At 72.3% G+C, this 18,569-nt stretch carries 20 protein-coding genes; 7 read left to right on the top strand and 13 right to left on the bottom strand.

The features are described from left to right. Positions 1 to 81: 81 nt before the first annotated feature. Complete coding sequence (locus Aco03nite_RS01705; RefSeq protein ID WP_203792765.1) at positions 82 to 2,208, bottom strand: hypothetical protein; 2,127 nt, start codon at positions 2,206 to 2,208, stop codon at positions 82 to 84. Positions 2,209 to 2,431: 223 nt separating this feature from the next. Next, positions 2,432 to 3,430, bottom strand: a complete 999-nt coding sequence (locus Aco03nite_RS01700; RefSeq protein WP_203792764.1) for an NADP-dependent oxidoreductase — start codon at positions 3,428 to 3,430, stop codon at positions 2,432 to 2,434. 70 nt (positions 3,431 to 3,500) lie between these two features. On the opposite strand from Aco03nite_RS01700, the gene Aco03nite_RS01695 reads away from it, so the two are divergent. Together Aco03nite_RS01695 and Aco03nite_RS01690 are read left to right on the top strand one after the other, a co-directional pair. Beyond that, positions 3,501 to 4,118: a TetR/AcrR family transcriptional regulator gene (locus Aco03nite_RS01695; RefSeq protein ID WP_203792763.1), complete on the top strand. Its 618-nt coding sequence runs from the start codon at positions 3,501 to 3,503 to the stop codon at positions 4,116 to 4,118. Positions 4,119 to 4,139: 21 nt separating this feature from the next. Then, entirely contained in the window at positions 4,140 to 4,742 is a 603-nt protein-coding gene (locus tag Aco03nite_RS01690) for an NADPH-dependent F420 reductase (RefSeq protein ID WP_203792762.1), read from the top strand. A 14-nt stretch (positions 4,743 to 4,756) separates the two neighbouring features. On the opposite strand, the gene Aco03nite_RS01685 is transcribed toward Aco03nite_RS01690, so the two are convergent. Further along, entirely contained in the window at positions 4,757 to 4,969 is a 213-nt protein-coding gene (locus Aco03nite_RS01685; protein WP_203792761.1) for a hypothetical protein, read from the bottom strand. A 26-nt stretch (positions 4,970 to 4,995) separates the two neighbouring features. Continuing rightward, positions 4,996 to 5,862, bottom strand: a complete 867-nt coding sequence (locus Aco03nite_RS01680; RefSeq protein WP_203792760.1) for a universal stress protein — start codon at positions 5,860 to 5,862, stop codon at positions 4,996 to 4,998. 143 nt (positions 5,863 to 6,005) lie between these two features. Between Aco03nite_RS01680 and Aco03nite_RS01675 the strand changes: the two genes are divergently transcribed. Both Aco03nite_RS01675 and Aco03nite_RS01670 read left to right on the top strand, forming a co-directional pair. Next, positions 6,006 to 6,494: an SRPBCC family protein gene (locus Aco03nite_RS01675; protein WP_203792759.1), complete on the top strand. Its 489-nt coding sequence runs from the start codon at positions 6,006 to 6,008 to the stop codon at positions 6,492 to 6,494. A gap of 43 nt (positions 6,495 to 6,537) precedes the next feature. Next, positions 6,538 to 7,638 carry a methyl-accepting chemotaxis protein gene (locus Aco03nite_RS01670; RefSeq protein WP_203792758.1) on the top strand — a complete coding sequence of 367 codons (1,101 nt, stop codon included), beginning with the start codon at positions 6,538 to 6,540 and terminating at the stop codon, positions 7,636 to 7,638. On the opposite strand, the gene Aco03nite_RS01665 is transcribed toward Aco03nite_RS01670, so the two are convergent. The 3 genes from Aco03nite_RS01665 to Aco03nite_RS01655 are packed head-to-tail and all read right to left on the bottom strand — an operon-like array spanning position 7,606 to position 9,718. After that, complete coding sequence (locus tag Aco03nite_RS01665; protein ID WP_203792757.1) at positions 7,606 to 8,244, bottom strand: TetR/AcrR family transcriptional regulator; 639 nt, start codon at positions 8,242 to 8,244, stop codon at positions 7,606 to 7,608. The genes Aco03nite_RS01670 and Aco03nite_RS01665 overlap by 33 nt on opposite strands. Positions 8,245 to 8,270: 26 nt before the next feature. Further along, positions 8,271 to 8,999: an ABC transporter permease gene (locus Aco03nite_RS01660; protein WP_203792756.1), complete on the bottom strand. Its 729-nt coding sequence runs from the start codon at positions 8,997 to 8,999 to the stop codon at positions 8,271 to 8,273. Beyond that, positions 8,996 to 9,718, bottom strand: a complete 723-nt coding sequence (locus tag Aco03nite_RS01655) for an ABC transporter ATP-binding protein (protein WP_203792755.1) — start codon at positions 9,716 to 9,718, stop codon at positions 8,996 to 8,998. The genes Aco03nite_RS01660 and Aco03nite_RS01655 overlap by 4 nt, the downstream gene beginning before the upstream one ends. Before the next feature lie 179 nt (positions 9,719 to 9,897). Between Aco03nite_RS01655 and Aco03nite_RS01650 the strand changes: the two genes are divergently transcribed. Beyond that, positions 9,898 to 10,296 (top strand): hypothetical protein, encoded by a 399-nt coding sequence (locus Aco03nite_RS01650; protein WP_203792754.1) that lies wholly within the window; start codon positions 9,898 to 9,900, stop codon positions 10,294 to 10,296. Here Aco03nite_RS01650 and Aco03nite_RS01645 read toward each other — a convergent pair. Beyond that, positions 10,293 to 10,982, bottom strand: a complete 690-nt coding sequence (locus Aco03nite_RS01645; RefSeq protein WP_203792753.1) for a GAF and ANTAR domain-containing protein — start codon at positions 10,980 to 10,982, stop codon at positions 10,293 to 10,295. The two genes, Aco03nite_RS01650 and Aco03nite_RS01645, sit on opposite strands and share 4 nt — an antisense overlap. A 201-nt stretch (positions 10,983 to 11,183) precedes the next feature. Between Aco03nite_RS01645 and Aco03nite_RS01640 the strand changes: the two genes are divergently transcribed. Together Aco03nite_RS01640 and Aco03nite_RS01635 are read left to right on the top strand one after the other, a co-directional pair. Further along, the gene (locus Aco03nite_RS01640; RefSeq protein WP_203792752.1) at positions 11,184 to 11,876 is read left to right on the top strand and encodes a GAF and ANTAR domain-containing protein; all 693 of its coding nucleotides are present in this window, start codon (positions 11,184 to 11,186) and stop codon (positions 11,874 to 11,876) included. Between the two features lie 123 nt (positions 11,877 to 11,999). Continuing rightward, on the top strand, positions 12,000 to 13,487 hold the full coding sequence (locus tag Aco03nite_RS01635; protein ID WP_203792751.1) for a family 43 glycosylhydrolase: 1,488 nt from the start codon (positions 12,000 to 12,002) through the stop codon (positions 13,485 to 13,487). Positions 13,488 to 13,635: 148 nt separating this feature from the next. On the opposite strand, the gene Aco03nite_RS01630 is transcribed toward Aco03nite_RS01635, so the two are convergent. The 5 genes from Aco03nite_RS01630 to Aco03nite_RS01610 form a co-directional block, all read right to left on the bottom strand. Further along, positions 13,636 to 14,946 carry a serine/threonine-protein kinase gene (locus Aco03nite_RS01630; protein WP_203792750.1) on the bottom strand — a complete coding sequence of 437 codons (1,311 nt, stop codon included), beginning with the start codon at positions 14,944 to 14,946 and terminating at the stop codon, positions 13,636 to 13,638. 37 nt (positions 14,947 to 14,983) lie between these two features. Beyond that, on the bottom strand, positions 14,984 to 15,850 hold the full coding sequence (locus tag Aco03nite_RS01625) for a hypothetical protein (protein ID WP_203792749.1): 867 nt from the start codon (positions 15,848 to 15,850) through the stop codon (positions 14,984 to 14,986). Continuing rightward, positions 15,741 to 16,199, bottom strand: a complete 459-nt coding sequence (locus Aco03nite_RS01620; protein WP_203792748.1) for a hypothetical protein — start codon at positions 16,197 to 16,199, stop codon at positions 15,741 to 15,743. The genes Aco03nite_RS01625 and Aco03nite_RS01620 overlap by 110 nt, the downstream gene beginning before the upstream one ends. A gap of 105 nt (positions 16,200 to 16,304) precedes the next feature. Beyond that, positions 16,305 to 17,675, bottom strand: coding sequence for a pyridoxal phosphate-dependent decarboxylase family protein (locus tag Aco03nite_RS01615; RefSeq protein ID WP_203792747.1), 1,371 nt, complete (start codon positions 17,673 to 17,675; stop codon positions 16,305 to 16,307). 58 nt (positions 17,676 to 17,733) lie between these two features. Then, a complete protein-coding gene (locus tag Aco03nite_RS01610) occupies positions 17,734 to 18,567 on the bottom strand; it encodes a PrsW family intramembrane metalloprotease (protein ID WP_203792746.1) in 834 nt (277 codons plus the stop codon). Positions 18,568 to 18,569 lie beyond the last annotated feature (2 nt).

Below are 18,569 nucleotides of genomic sequence, written 5' to 3'. Positions count from 1 at the left end.
CGAATCAGTCATACAGCGCCCGTCCGGGTGGTTCCGTGCCCGCCCGAGCCCAGCATGGCCCGGACGGGACAGAAGGCCTGATCAGCCCCAGGTGGGAACCCACCACTGCCAGTCGGCCGGGGCCGGCGGCCAGGCCGGATCCGGGATCCAGCCCTCCGGCGGGTACCAGCCCTCCGGCGGGGTCGGCCAGCCCTGCGGGACCGCGAACCGGATCCCGGTCGGCGCCGGCGGGATCGGCGCGTGCGGGTTCGGCATCTCGGGAACCTCGGCGACCTCGGGCATCGCCGGGGAGACCGGCGAGACGCCCGCGATGGCGCCGGAGTTCGCCGCCACCACCGCGGCCAGCGCCGGGATCACCGTGGTCTCGGCGATCGCGTACTCCTGATCCCCGGCCGAGGGAGCCAAGGACGAGGGAGCCAAGGACGAGAGAGCCGGGGACGAGGGTGTCAGGGACGAGGGTGCCGGGGACGAGGAGGCGGGTGCCGAGGGGACGGCCGGGCTGACCGGGCGGGTCAGCGGGTCGGCCAGCAGCGTGTCGGACCCCTCGGTCTGCCGGACCGGGAAGGTGGCCGACGCGCTGTGCCGGGCACCGCCGGAACCGGCGGGCACGTACGGCATCTCGCCACTGGTCGCCGACCAGGCGGGACCGCCGTCGGCCGGTTCGGCCCAGCCGGACCGGGCCTCCTCCTGCCGCGCCCAGGAAGGCTGCACGCTCTCCTGCTGCGTCCAGGACGGTGACATCTCCTCCGGCTGCGTCCAGGACGGCGGCACGTCCTCCGGCGGTGACCACGACGGCTGGATGTCCTCCGGCGGCGTCCAGGTGGGCTGGCCGTCGCTCGGGCCGGCCCAGCCGGGCACGGATCCGTCCGGGCCGGGGAACCCCAGACCGGGCGACGACTGCTGCGGTACGGGCGGGGCCGGCGCGGCGGGCGGCGACGAGGTGGCGCCCAGCGAGGCGGCGAACGGCGACGGGAACGACGGCGCCGGCATGTCCTGCACCGGGGCGAACCCACCGTCCGGCGCGGCCGGGAACCCGGTGTTCATGGTCGGCGGCATCCCGGCGCTCACCGCGGGCGGCATCCCGGAGTTCGGCGCGGCCGGGAAACCCGCGGGCGGCATCCCGGTGCCGGGCGCGCCCGGGAACCCCGCGGGTGGCGGCCCGGCGTTCGTCGCGCCCGGGAACCCGGCGGAGGCCGACGGGTAGGAGCCGGACGGGAACGGGCCGGCCGGGGAGACCGGCGCCTGCGGGGCCGGTGCCGGGGGCGGCGGCGCCGACGGGCCGGAGGCCCAGCTGGGCAGGGCGTCGCCGGAGACCCAGTTCGGCACCAGTCCACCGGCGGCCGGGCCACCCGACATCAGACCGGGGGCGGGGCTGCCGGGGGCGTTGATGCCGGGGATCGGGGAGGACGCGGTGGAGGTGGGCGTACCGCCGCCGGGGTTGACCGCCGGGACACTCGCCGTGCCGCGACCCGCGGCCGGGACCGCGGCGGGCCGCTTCGCCGCGCCGTGCCAGCTCTCCGGCAGGTCCTGGACCCGGGCGACGTAGAGCATGACCTCGCTCTTGCCGCTGTTGCCCTTGACGATGGCGCGGGCCGCGGTGATCGCGCCCTGGTCGGCCACGTGCCGCAGGACCGGGAGCAGCTCACCGCTCATCTTGGGGCTGAGGTCACCGACCCGGGTGTCGCCGACCCGCACCTCGACCAGGTGGCCGTCGATCTCGTGCAGGGTGACGTAGGCCCAGCACTCGCCCTCCGCGCGCAGCAGTGGGGTGAGCGCGGCCAGGGACTGCTGCTGGCCGGTGACCTGCACGGCCGAGCCGGAGGGCAGCAGCCGGTACTCGTGGGCGGGCGGGGCGTTGGCCGGCACCAGCATGTGCGGCTCGCCCAGGTCCAGCCGGACCGTCGCGTCGAAGGCGGCCGGGCGGCCGTCGACGGCGCCCCACTCGCGGCCGGTGATCCGGGCGTTGACCTCGGGCACCAGGCCGCGGGTGGTGAGGGCGGTGAGCGCGACGACGTAGCGGGCGGCCTCCGGGCGGGGCAGGTGGCCGAGCAGGTGGGTGCCGGACCAGACTCCGACGGCGTTGCGGTCGCGTTTGTCGGAACGGTCCGGGATGAGCTGGACGGGAACGGTTATGTCGGCGCCGCGGGGGTCCAGTTCAGCGTCGAAGAGAGCACGTATCGCTTTCGCGTAGTGCGTCTCGCCGACCACTTCGGCACTTGCCCAGCCCGCTTGTCCCCAAAGGGGGAACCGATTCGCCACACGGGAACGCTAGTGTCTGCTTTCCGTCAGTGACCTCACCCGTACGGATGAGTGCGATCAACCATACGTTCCGTATCCGGTCCACTCGCGAGAGCGACTGAATTGCCGTTCAGTGTTGGTCATACCCGGCGACAGGCCCCAAACCGGTCGCCGGATGCACCTTAACCGCTGGTTAACCCACCTTGACCACCATCTTGCCGATGTTGTCGCCGCGCAGCAGACCGAGGAAGGCGTCGGGCGCGTTCTCGATCCCGTCGACCACCGTCTCGCGCGCAGTGATCTTTCCCTCACGGAGCCAACCGCCGACCTCGGCCACGAACTCGGGCATCCGGGCCGAGTGGTTGCCGACGATGAAACCGCGCAGATTGATCTCCTTGCCGATCGCCGAGGCGAGGTTGCGCGGGGCGGCCGGCGGGGCGGCCTCGTTGTACTGCGCGATGGCGCCGCACATGGCGATCCGGCCGAACTTGTTCATCGACGCGATCGCCGCCTCCAGGTGGTCGCCGCCGACGTTGTCGAAGTAGACGTCCACTCCGTCCGGCGCGGCCGCCTTCAGCTGGTCGCGGACCGGCGCCTCCTTGTAGTTGAAGGCCGCGTCGAAGCCCAGCTCGTCGACCAGGTGACGGGCCTTCTCCGCGGAACCGGCGCTGCCGATCACCCGCTCGGCGCCGCGCAACCGGGCGATCTGGCCCACCACGCTGCCGACCGCGCCGGCCGCGCCGGAGACGAAAACGGTGTCGCCCTCGGTGAACCGGGCGATGTCGAGCAGGCCGACCCAGGCGGTCAGGCCGGTCATGCCGAGCAGCCCCAGGTAGGCCGAGAGGGTGGGCGCGGCGGCCGGGTCGACCACCCGCACCTTGTCCGCACCGATCACCGCGAACTCGCGCCAGCCCAGCCCGTGCACCACGAACGAGCCCACCGGCACCGACTCGGACCCGGACGCGACGACCTCGCCGATCGCGCCGCCGTCCAGCGGCTGCCCGATCTGGAACGGCGGGATGTAGGACTTCACGTCGTTCATCCGGCCGCGCATGTACGGGTCCACCGACATGTAGACGTTGCGGACCAGCACCTGACCGGGACCGGCCTCGGGCACCGGGATCTCGGCGACCTCGAAATTCTCGGCGGTGGGCCAGCCGGACGGACGGGACGCGAGGCGGATCTCTTTCACGGTGACTCCTCTGGTGTCGTGGATTTTCGACAGTACGTCGAAAAAGTCGACACCGCGTTAATCTGTCTGCATGAGCACACTTCCCGGCCGTCGGCGCGGGCCCAGCAAGGGCGACCGCCGCGAGCGGGCGATCCTGGAGACTGCCCGGGCGCTGCTGGCCCGCAAACCCCTGGCCGACATCACCATCGACGAGCTGGCGGCCGGCGCGGAGATCTCCCGGTCCAGCTTCTACTTCTACTTCGACTCGAAGATCGCCGTGGTGGTGGCGCTGCTGCACGACATGTCCGGCGACCTGGGCCGGGACTCCGGCCCGTGGCTGGACGGCTCGGGCCCCGACGCGGAGTCGCTGCGGGCGGCCCTGACCGCGCTCGCCGTGCTCTGGCGCGACCAGAGCCGGCTGCTGGCCGGTGCGCTGGCGGCCGCGCCCGGCTGCCCGCCGATCGCGCAGTGGCGTGCGGGCCTGCGGGCCGCGCACGTGCAGCGGCTGGCCGCGCGGATCGAGCGGGACCGGGCGGCCGGCCTGGCCCCGGCCGGTCCCGGCGCGCGGGTGCTGGCCGGCCTGATCGACGACCTGCGGGCGGCGGCGTTCGCCGGGGCGGAGGACCCGGAGGCGCTGGTCGGTGACCTGGTCACGGTCGAGCTGCGGATGATCTACGGGAATTTCGGCGATCACCACCCGGCCGGGTGATCCGCACTGCACGCTGACTGCATGCGTATCGGTGTCATCGGAGCGGGTCGGATGGGCGGCACCCTGGCCAGGTGGTGCGCGGAGAGCGGCCACGACGTCGCGGTCACGTCCCGGCACCCGGAGCGTCTGCACTTCGAGGACGAGGCGTCGGTGCAGGTGCTGTCGATCCCGCAGGCGGCCACCTTCGGCGACGTGGTCATCTTCAGCCCGAACTGGTCGTCCGCCTTCGAGGCCCTGGAGCAGACCCGCGGGCTGCTCGCCGACAAGGTCATCATCGACGTGACCAACCCGGACATCCCCGACGACATCTCCGGGCTGGAGGCTCTGATGGACCGGGCACACGAGGGCCACTGGGCCAAGGCGTTCAACACCGTGCCGGCCGACGTGCTGAGCCGCCGGCGCGGGCACGACCCGCTGATGACCGAGTTCGTCTGCACCGACGACCGGGACGCCCGGCAGGCGGCCGCGCAGATCATCCGCGATCTGGGCTTCGCGCCGGTGTACGCCGGTGGGGCGCACGCCGCCCTGCTCACCGAGACCGGCGGACCGCTGCAGATGCGCGAGGTCGACGTGAAGGACGCGACCGACGTGCTGGCCGAGGCCATGACCATCCGCCCGCTCTGAGGGCCCGGCCGGTCTCAGACCAGCACGTTCACCAGGCCGGGCGGCGTCATCCGGGCGATCGCGTCCCGGCTGGTCAGGACGGCGACCTTGTCCTGCTTCAGCCGGTGCTCGCCCATCTCCCGGGCGGCGTCGGTGGCGAGCCGGGTGCAGTTCTCCCGCAGTCGCAGCCAGGCGGCGTGGGTCTCCCAGGCGGTCGGTGTGGTCGACGTGCCGATGCTGATGGTCATGGCGGCCTCCGGTGGTCCTCCGCGGTTCAGGGCCCCGACCATCGGCCGGCGATCCCGGTCCTGAGAGAAACCTTGGAAAGAGTTCCGGGCGGGATCATCAGGACCGGGCTGAGCCCGGTCGGGGTGCCGCTGCCGGCCGTGCCGAGCAGCAGGTCGCCGAGGTGCCCGCGCTGCCGGATCCCGGCGATCAGCAGCCGCCCGCGGCGCGACGCGCGGTCCAGCGTGTACGCCACCTCCGGCTCGGGGATAGCGAGCGGTTCCACCTCGACCCGCGGGTACCGGCCGGCCCATCCGGCGAGCACCTCGACCAGGTAGCGCCGGGCCCGCGCGGGTTCCTCGCCGGGCCGCCACACGTGTACCGCGACCAGCCGGGAGCCGGTGATCGACGCCTCCTCGAAGGCCCGGCGCACCGGGGCGGCCGGTTCGTCGGGGCCGGGCACGACGAGCACGACCGGCCCGTTGCGGTGCCCGCCGCCGCGCTGGACCAGCAGCGGCGACCGGTTGTGCCGGGCCAGGTAGGCGGCGGTGGATCCCCAGCCGGGGCGGCCCGGGCCGTCGTCGCGGCGGCCGGCCACGACCAGGGCCGCGGTCTCGGAGAGTTCGGTCAGCACCCCGGCCGGGCTGCCGGTACGCAGTTCGGTGCCGACACTCAGCCAGGGCGCCCGCTGACGGGCCCGGCGGGCGGCGGCGTCCAGGAGCCGACGGGCGTCGGCCTCGGCCGGGACCGGGCCACGACAGCGGAACCGGCCGGTGTACCGGCCGGGCCAGACGTGCAACAGGAGAAGAGGGGCGCCGCGCCGGGCGGCCTGGTCGGCGGCGAGATCCACGGTGACCGGATGCGTTCGTGAGCCGTCGATCCCGGCCACCACGGGCTGAGCTTCGGAGGTCCGCATGTTCGGACGGTAGTCCGGGCGTGACGGGGCGCGGCACGGCCGGGCGTCCCGTCCGGACGGGTCGGTCGATCCGGTGAACAGCGGCCGGATGGCACATCGGTTCGCGGGTATGGGGAGACCCTGGAGAGAAAAGGAGACCTGACATGCCCGTGCTGAGTTCCGACAAGAACGTCGAGACCCTGACCCTGACCTTCGTGGCCGAGTTCGATCAGCCACCGGCCCGGGTCTGGCCGGTCTGGGCCGACCCGCGTGTGCTGGAGCGCTGGTGGGGCCCGCCGACCTGGCCGGCCACGTTCGACCGGTTCTCGTTCGAGCCCGGCGGTCAGGTCCGCTACCACATGACCGGTCCGGACGGTACGAAGGCGCGGGGCTGGTGGGTGGTCACCGACGTGAACGAGCCGTCCCGGCTGGGGTTCGACGACGGTTTCGCCGGCGAGGACGGCGAGCCGATCGACCCGCAGGACGCCACCCACTTCGTGGTCGCCCTGGAACCCGCCGGCGACGGCACCCGGATGACCACGATCGTCACGTTCCGCAGCGCCGAGCAGCTGGAACGGATGGACGAGATGGGCATGCGGGAGGGCATGCGCCAGGCGATGGGGCAGATCGACGAGGTGCTCGCGGGCCGCTGAAAGCCCCGGCGGAGGGTCGGCGGGCACGGTAGCGTCGATCATCATGTCGCTGTGGTCGTCTCTCTTGCGGCGTCGCTCGGCGGGCGACGCCGGAAGCGATGCCCGCGCTCTGGCCGAGGTGACCGGGACGCTGCGGGACCGCGAGGCCGAGTTGGAGCGCCTGCGGGCCGAGATGGACATCCAGGCGCAGGCCTCGATGGTGCACCAGCGGGAGCTGAACAAGCAGCTGCGCAAACGGGCCCGGGAGGCGATCGACGACACCGCCGACGTGATCGGCGGCAAGCTCAAGGACGTGGTGGTGCAGGTCGGCGCGGCCCGGGACGTGGCCGCCGCCACCAACAAGCGGGTGACGATCACCAACGACGCGGCCACCGCCCTGGTCCAGCGGGCGCACACCGCGGGTGAGGCGGCCACCGCGCTGAACGCCAGCCTGCGGCAGGTCGCCGGGATCGCCAGCGTGATCTCCGGGATCGCCTCGCAGACCCGGCTGCTGGCCCTGAACGCCACCATCGAGGCGGTCCGGGCCGGCACCGCGGGCAGCGGCTTCGCGGTGGTCGCCGACGAAGTGAAGGGCCTGGCCGACACCACCGCCGACTCGACCGAGCAGATCACCAGCACGATCGCCGCCCTGGAGAAGGACGTCGTGCAGATGAGCCAGACCCTCGCCGCGATCATCAACGACGTGGGCGACATCGAGGAGACGATGCGCCAGCTCGGCGGGATCGCCGACCAGCAGCACGAGATCGTCGGGCAGCTGCACCGCAGCGTGGACGCGACGATGGAGCAGATCGGCGACCTGTCCGCGGTGGCCGACCGGCTGGAACGGCGCCGGCACGACCGGCTGCCGGTGAAGGGCGCGGTCACCCTGGAACGCGCCGGCCGGCCGGTGCTGACCGCCGATCTGATCGACCTGAGTTCGGACGGTCTGGGCTGCGCGGTGCCCGAGTCGACACCGCTGTCGGTGGGTGACGCGGTCCGGGCCGAACTGAGCATGGACGGGCTGAACGGCACCTTCGACGCCCGGGTGGTGCGCCGGGTGGTGCGTGGCGGCACCGCCGAGATCGGCATCCAGTTCGGCGAGCTGACCGACCAGACCCGGGCCCGGATCGGCTCAGTGATCTCCCGCATCGTCGCCGGGTTGTAAGCCCGGGAAGACGCCCGGCAGGTCGTCGACCAGGTAGCGCTGCACGGTGGGGCCCATCGCCGCGACGATCGCGTCGGGGGACGCCGACGCCAGCGGTTCGACCTTGATCACGTACCGGGCCATCGCCAGCCCGACCAGCTGGCTGCCGGCCAGGGTCATCCGCAGACCGCCCTCGCCCGGGTCCAGGCCGAGTTTCGGCACCGCCCGGCGCAGCACCTGGGTGAGCACGAACTCGCGGAACAGCCGGGTGGTCCACTCGGTGCCGACCGCGGACCGCAGCAGCGCCACCCCGGCCGCGCCGCGCGGGCCGTCCCAGATCCGCAGGAAGGCCCGCACCACCCGGGCGCCCATCTCGTCGCGCCCGCCGGCCGTCGCCTCGTCGAGCACGTCGAGCGGGTCCAGCGGTGAGTTCATCGCGGCCAGGAACAGCTTGTCCTTGGTGCCGAAGTAGTGGTGCACCAGCGCCGGGTCGACCCCGGCGCCGGTGGCTATCGCCCGGATCGAGGCGCCGTCGAACCCCTTCTCGGCGAACGCCTCGCGCGCCGCGGTGAGGATCACTTCCCGGGTGTCCGGGTTGCCGGGCCGGCGTCCGGTCCGTCGCACCATCGATCAAAACCCTTTCGTCGTACGTTCTACGCGGTCCTGCGCCGAAGTGTGGCGGCCCCGAGGACGAGCGCGACCACCACCGCCGCCACCACGACGGCGAGATCCCGCCACATGATGCCCGTCGGATCGGTGTGCACACCCACTTCGGTCAGTGCCTCCACGGAGTAGGAGAGTGGCAGGACGTCACTGATCGCCTGCAGCCAGCCCGCCATTTCCTCGCGGGGCACGAACAGGCCGCAGAGCAGGAGCTGGGGTGCCGCCACCACCGGCATGAACTGCACGGCCTGGAATTCGGTACGAGCGAACGCGCTGGCCAGCAGCCCGAGCGCCACGCCCAGCACGGCGTTGGCCACCGCGATCAGGACGACCAGGCCGATGCTTCCGGCGGTGTCCATCCCCAGCGCCCAGTGGGCGAAACCGGCCGCGACCGCCGCCTGCACGGCCGCCGCGAGACCGAACGCGATCCCGTACCCGAAGAGCAGGTCGAGTTTGCCGACCGGGGTGGTGAAGAGCCGTTCCAGGGTGCCGGTGGTGCGCTCCCGGAGCATGGCGATCGAGGTGATCAGGAACATCACGACGAACGGGAACACACCCAGCATGGTCAGCGCGATCCGGTCGAAGACGGCGGGCTGTCCCTCGTACATGAAAGAGAGAAGGCTGATCAGTAGGGTCGGGACCACGATGATCATCGCGATGGTCCGGGGATCGTGCCGCAGCTGCGTGAGGATCCGCCGGACAGTGCTGAGGAGAATCATGCCGCTGCCAACTCCTGCCTCTTGATCAGTGTGAGGAACGCCTGGTCCAGGTCGCCGGTGCCGGCCGAGCGCTTGACCGCCTCCGGGGTGTCGTCGGCGATCAGCGCGCCGTCACGGATCAGCAGCAGCCGGTCGCAGCGGTTCGCCTCGTCCATGACGTGGCTGGACACCAGGACCGTCGCGCCGTCGGCGGCGAGCCGGCGGAAGTGCCCCCACAGCTCGTCGCGCAGCACCGGGTCCTGCCCGACGGTCGGCTCATCGAGGACCAGCACCTCGGGCCGGCTGACGATCGCGCAGGCCAGCGAGGCGCGGCTGCGCTGGCCGCCGGAGAGGTTCGCGACGAGCTGCCCGGCGTGGCCGCTCAGGCCGACCGCGTCGACCGCGCCGTCGGCGTCCGCGGCGGTCAGCCGGTGCAGCGCGGCGAAGTAGCGGGCGTTCTCGGCGACGGTGAGGTCGGCGTACACGCTGGGGGCCTGGGTGACGTAGCCGATCCGGCGGCGCAGCGGCACCGATCCGGCCGGGTGGCCGAGCACGGTGACCCGGCCGGAGACGACCGTCTGCACGCCGACGATCGCCCGCATCAGGGTGGTCTTGCCGCTGCCGCTCGGCCCGAGCAGGCCGGTGACGGAGCCTTGCGGAACAGCACAGAAGAAGCCGTCGAGGACGGCTCGTTTCCCGCGCCGTACGACGAGGTTCTCCACCTCGATCGCCGTGGACATGGTTCCCTCCCGGAAACTCATCAAGTGTTGAATTCAATGCTAGACGAGTTCCCGGCCGGGGAGAAGTCCGCAATTCAACGCATGATGAAATCTGGGCTCCCGGAAAACCGCTAAGCGGCAACCGTCCCGCACCGATCTGGAGGGCGTCGAACACCGCACGGCCGGAGGTTGCGCCACACATGTCCATTCCCCGGTTGAACCCGTACCGAGCCTTCTCCTCCCCCAGCCCCGCCCCGGTCCGCGCGCCGTCGCGGGACCGGTCCGCCCGCGAGGACGCCGCCGCGCTCACCGACCGGGACCGGGAACTGATCCTGCAGGCCACCGGGCAGAACATCGGGCCGGGCGAGGCGAACGCGGGCTGGATCAACGCGCTGGCCACCGCGATCGGCGCGGACCGGGCGGCCGGGCGGCTCGCGCCCGGGCAGGAGATCACCGAGCTGTACCTGCGGGACCTGGCCCGGCGGTACGACGGGAACCCGGCCGGGCGCAACCCGATCACCGGTTACCTGGAGCCCGCCCTGCGCCACCTGCGGCAGCAGGGCCGCGGCGGCCCGAGCCGCCTGGACGTCAGCGCCTAACCGCGCTGGGTGCGCTCCACCAGGGCCGACGCGACGTCGCGCAGTTTGCGGTTGCTGTCCTGGGAGACCCGGGTCAGGATGGCGAACGCCTCGTCCGGGCTGCACCGCCGCTCGCCCATGATGATGCCCTTGGCCTGCTCGATCACCGCGCGGCTCTCCATCGCCGCCTGCATCTGCCGGGCCAGGCCGGCCGTGGTGTCGTAGAGATGGGCGTTGGCGAGGGCGACCGCGGCGTACCGGGCGAAGGACCGGGCCAGTTCCGGCATGCCGGCACCGGACAGCCCTGAGCCGTAGACGGTCAGGGCGCCGTTCACCCCGTCCCGGATCGGCAGGTGGACCGCGAGCGCGCCGCTCATCCCGGCCCGGGCCGCCTCCGCGCCCCAGTCGTCCCAGCGGCCGTCCGCCGCGGCGTCCGGGACCTCGACCGTCGAACCGGTGCGGGCCGCCTCCAGACTCGGGCCGGTGTCCCGGTCGTACTGCCACCGGTCCAGCAGCAGCGCCGCCGCCCCGGTGTGCGCACCCTGGTCGCGGGACAGGGTGATCGAGGCCTGCACCGCCCCGGGCAGGGTACGGACGGCGAGATCCGCGACCCGGTGCAGGACACCGTCGAGATCGGTTTCACCCAGCTTGATGTGACCGAGCTCCGCGAGAGCGGAAACAGCATCGGTCCGGTCGTGCGCCTTCAACGTCAGTGGTTCCCCGCAGCGGTGCGCGAACCGCCACCCGGCGGCCCGTGCCTGTCGATCGATGTGGATGTCCGCAGGTCTGCTGACCCGCGGTTTCGCGCCGCTGCTTGACGCTGGTGGACCGGTGCCGTGTCCGGCTCCGGTCGAAAGGCCGATACTACCGGCCGGTGTAGACGCCGGACCCACGGGTACAGCCCCGGGATGGAGACCGTCGACGCGTTCCGCGAGCTGGTCCGGATCAGCCTCGGTGACACCGGGCTGGACGGGGTGCTGGCCCGGGTCGCCGACCTGGCCGGGCAGGCGGTTCCCGGGGCGGACGAGGTGTCGGTGACGCTGGTCCGCGACGGCGGTCCGCGGACCGTGGCGAGCACCGGCACGGCGGCCTCGATCCTGGACGAGTGGCAGTACACGTACCACCAGGGGCCCTGCCTGGACGCCGCGGCGGACCGCCGGACGGTGACCGTCGGCGCGGTGGCAGGCGACCGGAGATGGCCGGGTTGGGCGGAGCATGCCGGAAGTGTCGGAGTACGCAGTGCGCTCTCGGTCGGGCTCCCGATCCGGCATCAGACGGTGGGCGCGCTGAACCTCTACGCGACCACCGAGCGGGCCTTCGACGCCGAGTCGGTGGAGCTGGCCCAGGCCTTCGCCGGGTACGCCGCGGTGGCCCTGTCCAACGCCGATCTCTACGACACCACTGCCGCCCTGGTCCGGCAGATGCAGGCGGCGATGGAGAGCCGGGCGGTGATCGAACAGGCCAAGGGGATCGTGATGGGGCAGCGCGGGTGCGGCCCGGACGAGGCGTTCGCGATCCTGGCCCGGGTCTCCCAGGACGCGAATCGCAAGCTGCGGGATGTGGCGACCGATCTGGTGGCCCGTACACATCGACGCCCTTGACAGTGAATTTGTGATCGTTAACATACTGGCAACACCCCGCACACCGGCCGTCTGCCGGCCCCCACCGGCGCACGCGCTCAGCACGTGCCGGGGTGATCCCCGTATCCCCTGAAGGGACTAGCCATGTCTCTCGCACGCCTCAGATCCGTCGCCGCCGTCCTCCTGCTGCTCCTGTCGATGGCCGTCGTCGCACAGGCCCGCCCCGCGCGGGCCGCGACCACGTTCAGCAACCCGGTCGCGACCGCCCCGTACGGCGCCGACCCGTGGGTGGGCTACTACGGCGGCTACTACTACCTGGCCGCGACGACCTGGAACAACCAGATCGTGATCAAGCGGGCGACGTCGGTGGCCGCGCTCCCCGGCGCCTCCGAGACCGTCGTCTACACCGGAACCGCGACCGCCAGCTGCTGCAACGTGTGGGCGCCGTCGCTGCACCGGCTGAACGGGCCGAACGGCTACCGCTGGTACTTCTACTACTCGGCCGGCACCGCGGCCTGCTGCGACGGGCAGCGCTCGTTCGTGCTGGAGAGCTCCGGCGACAACCCGATGGGCCCGTACACGTTCAAGGGCCAGCTCAACGTGCAGGCCGGCAACGGCTGGGCCATCGACGGCAGTGTCGCCACCATCAACGGGGCGAACTACTTCCTCTACTCGTCCTGGGTCGGTGACCTGCAGAGCCTGTTCATCGCGCCGATGAGCAACCCGTGGACGGTCTCCGCCTACGGGACACGGATCTCCTATCCCACGTACGACTGGGAGAAGGTCGGCGGGAACACCGAGGAGGGACCGTACATCCTGCAGCGGGGCGGGCAGACCTTCCTCACGTTCTCGGCCAGCTCCTGCAACACCCCCGACTACAAGATCGGCATGCTGACGCTGACCGGCACCAACCCGCTGTCCGCGTCGTCCTGGACCAAGAAGTCCACCCCGATCTTCCAGCGCTCGGACGCCAACAGCGTCTTCGGGCCCGGCCACCACTCGTTCTTCACGTCACCGGACGGCACCGAGACGTGGATGGCCTACCACGCCAACGAGACGACCGCCCAGGGTTGCGGCGCGACCCGCACCACGCGGCTCAAGAAGGTCAACTTCAACAGCGACAACAGCCCCAACTTGGGTACGCCGGACAAGCTCTCGACCAGCCTGACCGCCCCGTCCGGTGACCCGGGTGGCACGGTCTCGTTCCCGGTGGCCGGCACCCGGTACCGCCTGGTCAACCAGGCCAGCGGCAAGGTCCTGGACGCGGCCAACTGCGGCACCGCCAACGGCACGGCCATCCAGCAGTGGAGTTCGCTGGGCAACGCCTGCCAGCAGTGGACGTTCACGAAGACGACCAGCAACTACTACCGGATCACCAACGCCAACAGCGGCACCGTCCTCGACTCGGTCAACTGCGGAACCGCCAACGGCACCGCCCTGAACCTGTGGGCCAACCTGGGCAACTTCTGCCAGGAATGGAGTGTCACCCCGATCAACGGCGGCTACCTGATCGCCAACCGCGGCAACGGCCTGGTCCTGGACGTCACCAACTGCGGCACCGCCGACGGGGTCGCCGTCCGCCAGTGGACGTCCCTGGGCAACGCCTGTCAGCAGTGGAACATCACCGCCTGACACCCTCGAACGACCGGCGCCTCACCGGGTACCCAATCCCGGTGGGGCGCCGGGTCCACACCCTTGTCACCGGGTTCCGGTCGGCAAGGCCCGCTGTACCCGCCCCACCGGCGGCCGCCCGCGCGTCACTGACCGATCCGTCCCCCGGTTACCGCGCGCCCGGCCGCCCCTCCGGGCCGGAGCCCGCACTCCGGCCCGGAGCCGGGAACCGCTCCCCCGCGGCCGCCCGGACCTCGTCCTCCTCCACCGGATCGTCCCGCAGCGACTCCAGCCGCTCCCGAACCCCCGGCTCCGCGTCCGCGACGTGCTCGGCAGCGATCCGGCGGACCTCGGCCTCGCAGTCCCACAGCCCCTCGACGAGCAGCTCACCGCACCCCGCCGGATCGAGGACCAGCAACGCCCGCAGGTAGGCGGCCCGCTCGTAACTGTGCGGCGTGGTCCACAGCTCATGCAGCCACGGCACGATCCGCGCCACCTCCGGCCCACCGATCCGGGCCAGCCCCGCGGCGAGATCGTCGAACCCGCAGAGCGCCTGAGCTCCGGCCAGCCGCTCCCACTCGGCCAGCAGCACCGGCACATCCTCCGGACCACCGTGCGCGGCCAGCACGTCGATCACCCGCCAGCCGAACGGATGCCCCGGATCGGCGGCCCAGCCCCGGGCCACCGGCACCGCCGCCGCGCCCAGCAACTGCACCGCCCGGCTCAGCATCGCCCGCATCGGGCCCGGCCCGGAGCCCGCGCCCGCCAGCCGGTCCAGCATCGGCACCAACTCCGGCCGGGGCCCGCGCGCGTTCAGCTCGGCCAGCGCCGGCACCCACCGCGACCGCCGGTCCCCGCCGAGTTCAGCGAGCAGCTCCGCCACCGGGATCAGCTCCAGCGGCCGCTCCCGCCCGCGACCCGGCGACGGCGGCATCCGGGCAGCGATGAAGTCGTCGCCGACGGCCCAGTCCCGCCACGGCGGCGCATCCCACACGATCACCGGGCCGTCGTCCCCGGACCCGCCGGCCTCAGCTGCCTCGTCGGCCTCGATCCGGGCCCGGGCCAGCGGCAGCAGGTCGTCCCCACTCTCCCGGGACCAGCCGTCCGCGATCGTCTCCAGCATGTCCGCCCAGCGTTGCCCGTCCGCGACATACCGCCGGGCCCCGGCGAGGACCTCCTGGTCACCGCCCTGGCCCAGCACCGAGAGCACACCACAGAGGTTCTGGAACGTATCCACCTCCGACGGCTCCCGCAGGAGGGCGAACAGCTCCGCCACCGGAATGCCGAGGTCCCGGACCAGCCGCGCCAGGTAGACCCGCCGATCATCGACCTGCGTATCCCACCGTTGATCCCACCGCAGGCACCGGAACACCTCCGGCCCGGCCCCGGCCTCGCCCGCCGCGACCCGGATCGCGCCCCGGCCCAGCCCCCGCTGCAGAGCCCCGAACAGTGTCCCCGCCGATTCCCAGTTCTCCACCATCGCGGCTCACCGTAGAAGGGCCGGCCCTCCCCCGCGATCAGTTTTCTCCGGCGGTCTCCGACTGGAGGCGCAGGCGGGCGGCGGCGCGGACCTCGTCGTCCTCCAGCGGGTCCTCGCTGATCATTGTCAGGGCCGGGCGACGGTCGGCCGGGGACGCGTGTTCGATGGCGAGCAGGCGGACTCCGGGCTCGCAGTCGAACAGGCCCTCGAACGCCATGGCCGCACCGGCGCCGGGATCCAGGGCCAGCAGCGCCTTCAGGTAGGCGGTCCGTTCATGGGAGTGCGGGCTGGTCCAGAGCCGCTGCAGGCGGGGAACCGCGAAGTCGCGGACCCGGTCGCCACCGATCCGGGCCAGGCCGGCTGCCAGACGGTCGTAGCCGCAGCGGCCACCCGGGTCCTCGTCCAGCCTCGCCCACGCGGCGAGAATCTGCGGGACGTCCGATTCGTCGCCGTGATCGGCGAGCAGACCCCGGGCGGCGCCACACATCGGATGGCCCGGTGTCGCGGCCCAGGGCCGCAGCACCGGCAGCGCGCCGGCTCCGAGCGCACGAAGGGCGTCGGTGAGCGGTGTGTCCAGGTCGAAGAGTTCCTTCGTCACGTCGAACGGAATCCGTTCGGCCAACGGCAGGAGTCCCGGCTGCGGGCCACGGCGGTTGAGTTCCCGGAGTGCTTCGCGTTGCCGTTCGCCGTGGGCCGATCCGACGATCGACAGGAGGGTGCCGTCCGGTTCGCCGGCCAGCGGTCGCCGCGGTTCCGGGACGGCATGCCGCTCGGCTTCCCGGGCGATCCGGTCGTCACGCTTCGCCCACGTGTCCCAGGGTTCGTCGAGCCAGAGGCGGACGCCGCCGTCGTCCCGATCCAGCCGGGTCCGGGCCACCGGGAGCAGGTCGTCCCAGGACTCCACCGGCCATTCGGCCGGCGATCTCCTGGAGCACCACCAGCCAGCGAGGCCCCTCGGCCAGGTATCTCCGCAGGCCGCCGGCCGCCTCGGGGCCCGGCCCGGCCGGCAGGCGGCCCAACCGGACCAGCACGTCGAGCACGTTCTCGAAGGTGTTGTCCGGGTCGTTGTCGTCGTCGGGGTACCGGTCGAGCAGAGCGAGCAGCGGGGCGATCGGCATCCGCAGGTCGCGGACCAGGGCGGCCAGGTAGCCGGCGCGTTCGTCGATCCACCACATCCACCTGTGGTCGCGGGCGAGGCTGGCCATGACCGCGTCGGCGGTGTCCGGGTCGCGGCGCCGGGAGCGGGCACGCACGGCGCCCCGGCCCAGGCCGCGTTGCAGAGCTCCGGTCAGGGTGCCGGTCCGGTCGTAGTGCCAGTCGTCGTCGCTGATGGGCCGACGATAGATCGGCCGGCCGGGTCAGGGCAGCAGATTTTCCAGCAGGCCGGCCACCCGGTCGGCGTCGGCGCGGGTGGTGCGCCAGTTGCTGAAGGCCGCCCGCAGCGCGGGTTTGCCCTGGTAGACGGTGGGGGTCAGGAAGGCCTCACCGGAGTCGGCCACCGCCTGGGCCAGGTCGGTCACGTCCATCGGGACGGCGAAACAGACCACGTTCAATCGTACCGGCGCAAGCAGTTGAACTCCGGGGACGGCCTGGAGGCGCTCGCCGAGATGGTGGGCCGCATCGATCGCGCGGGTGACGATCTCGCGGTGACCGGCCACCCCGTAGGCGGCCAGGGTGAACCAGGCGGTCAGGGCGCGCAGCCGGCGGGAGTTCTCCGGGGTCAGGTGGAAGTGGTCGGGGGTGCCGGTGATCGGCGGGAGGTAGGCGGCGGCGTTCTGGAAGACCCGGACCTGCAGGTCACGGTGGCGGGTGAACTGGACCGCGCCGTCGTAGGGCACGTTCAGCCACTTGTGCAGGTCGACACAGACCGAGTCGGCTTCAGCGAGACCGTCGACCAGGTGGGCGTGTGCCGGGGAGAGGGCCGCGAATCCGCCGAACGCGGCGTCCACGTGCAACCAGAACGGGTAGCGCTCGCGCAGGGCCAGGATCGCGCGGAGGTCGTCGAAGTCGACGGTGTTCACCGTTCCGGCGTTGGCGACCACGATCGCGGGGCTGCCGTCCAGGGCTTCCAGTGCCGCGGCCAGCGCGGTCACGTCCACGGCCTCCCGGTCGGGCAGCGTGGCGACCGGGCGCAGCGAGTCCCGGCCCAGGCCGAGGATCGACAGGGATTTGAAGACGCTGGAGTGGGCGGCTCCGGACAGCACCGGGATCTCGCCGAGCGCGGCCAGGCCATGCCGGGCGACGCTGACCCCGCGCCGGTCGCCGACCCATTCCCGGGCGATCGCCAGGCCGACCAGGTTCGACATGGTGGCGCCGCTGACGAACGTCCCGGAGTGCTCGGCGCCGAGGCCGAACATCTCGCCCAGCCAGCCGACCGTCTCGTCCTCCAGGGCGGCGGCCGACGAGCCGGAGCGGTTGGAGCCGTTCTGGTCGAAGGTGCCGGTCAGCCAGTCGCCGGCGAGCGCGGCCGGGGTGGTGCCGCCGGTGACGAAGCCCAGGTAGCGGGGGCCGGCGCTGCCGGAGAAGCCGGGTGCCCAGCGGCGCTGGAACTCGGCGAGCGCCCCGGCCGTCCCGGCGCCCTCGGCGGGCAGCGGGGCGGCGGGGACGGATGCCGGATCCCGGGCCACCGGGCGGTCGTCGAGGCCCGCCAGGACGGAGACCGCGTAGTCCCGGGTGGTCTGCAGCAGGTCCGGCAGGGCGGCCAGGTCTCCGGCGAGTGGTGAAGTCACCCGTCACACGCTAGGCAAGGCCGCCCGGCAGGTCGCGGGCCAGTTCGCAAGAGCTGGCTCACGACAGGCGGTTGACCGGAACCGACCAGAGAGGGCTGAGGACCTCCCGGTCGGCGTGGCGGCGGACCGCGGTCAGCCACAGGACGCCGATCAGGGACACCACGATCAGGCCGCCCCAGGACAGCGCGGTGAACAGGTGCGGGTCGCGGGCGATGTCGGTGATCACCTGGGCGATGCTCTGCCAGCCGTCCCAGAGCGCGTGCAGGGCGGCCACCCCGATGAACGTGACCGCCAGGCGCTTGGTGAAGGCGTAGTGGCGGCGGCCGCTGGCGGAGAACAGGACCCCGCCCAGGATCGCGGTCCACAGGCCGTGCCCGACCGGGGCGAGGACACCGCGGAGCAGTTCCGTCTCGACCAGGGTCATCAGGGACAGGCCCTGCTGGGTGAAGAGGGCGGTGAAGGCGTACCCGGCGGATTCGAAGGCGGCGAACCCGAAACCGACGGAGGCGCCGAGGATGACACCGTCGACGGCGTACTTGTGCTGCAGGCGGCGGCACAGGAAGGCCAGGGCGGTGAGTTTCGCGGCCTCCTCGATCAGGCCGACGCCGAAGAAGAACAGCGGGTTCGGGTGCAGCAGGTATGTCTCCAGCAGCGACGCGGCGAGCACGCCGAGGACACCGCCGGTGACGAACGTGCTGAACAGCAGTTCCGCGGTGACCTCGCCACTGTGGCGTTTGGTGAAGGCCCACAGCACGAAGGTCACCGGAACGAGGAAGCTGCCGAGCAGCACCAGGGTGGGGATCAGGTTGGGGTTGCCGGTGGCGAACGTGACCGCGACGGTCAGCAGCCACAATCCGAGACCGGTGAGAAAGACCTTGGACCAGAGTTTCATCT

Source organism: Actinoplanes couchii, assembly GCF_016862075.1.
GTDB classification, from domain to species: Bacteria; Actinomycetota; Actinomycetes; order Mycobacteriales; family Micromonosporaceae; genus Actinoplanes; species Actinoplanes couchii.
This window is presented reverse-complemented; position numbering and strand designations above follow the sequence as displayed.